1 protein-coding gene is annotated in these 633 nt (G+C 56.2%); it reads right to left on the bottom strand.

The features are described from left to right. Positions 1-140: 140 nt before the first annotated feature. Positions 141-539: a DNA-packaging protein FI gene (locus tag H8L47_RS29195; protein WP_000158919.1), complete on the bottom strand. Its 399-nt coding sequence runs from the start codon at positions 537-539 to the stop codon at positions 141-143. Positions 540-633 lie beyond the last annotated feature (94 nt).

Below are 633 nucleotides of genomic sequence, written 5' to 3'. Positions count from 1 at the left end.
AAAAACACCACGTATCACCGCACCTGACTGCTCACCGGATGTAATGGTGGCTGACGTTCCCATGTACCCGCGTATCGTTTCATCGGCGCGGGCAATGGCAGCATCGAACAGGTTATCGAAATCAGCCACAGCGCCTCCCGTTATTGCATTCTGGCCAGGCCGCGCTCTGTCATTTCGGCTGCCACACCGGCAGAGACACGAAACGCCGTTCCCGGCAGCACAAATGCCACAGGTTCATCCCGCGTGGCGTGAAGTGCATCAGTATGCAGCTTCACCAGTGCCACGACCGTGACCAGTTCAGACGTATCCAGAATCACGGTATCCGGCTGCGCTGATCCCACCTCATTTTCATGTCCGGTCAGCACATTTTCCCGGCTGAGAGGGGTGTCCTGACCGGCAGTTTCATCCGTGTCATCAAGCTCCTCTTTCAGCTCTGCCACACGGAGCGCCAGTTCTTCTTTCGTCCCCGTCAGGCTGACATCACGGTTCAGTTGTTCACCCAGCGAGCGGAGACGGGCAATCAGTTCATCTTTCGTCATGGACTCCTCCACAGAGAAACAATGGCCCCGAAGGGCCATGATTACGCCAGTTGTACGGACACGAACTCATCAGTTGTACGGACACGAACTCATC

The organism is Undibacterium umbellatum, from assembly GCF_014284125.1.
In the GTDB taxonomy this organism is placed as follows: Bacteria; Pseudomonadota; Gammaproteobacteria; order Burkholderiales; family Burkholderiaceae_D; genus Undibacterium; species Undibacterium umbellatum.
Note: the sequence above shows the minus strand (reverse complement) of the source record. Positions and strands in the feature narration are given on the sequence as shown.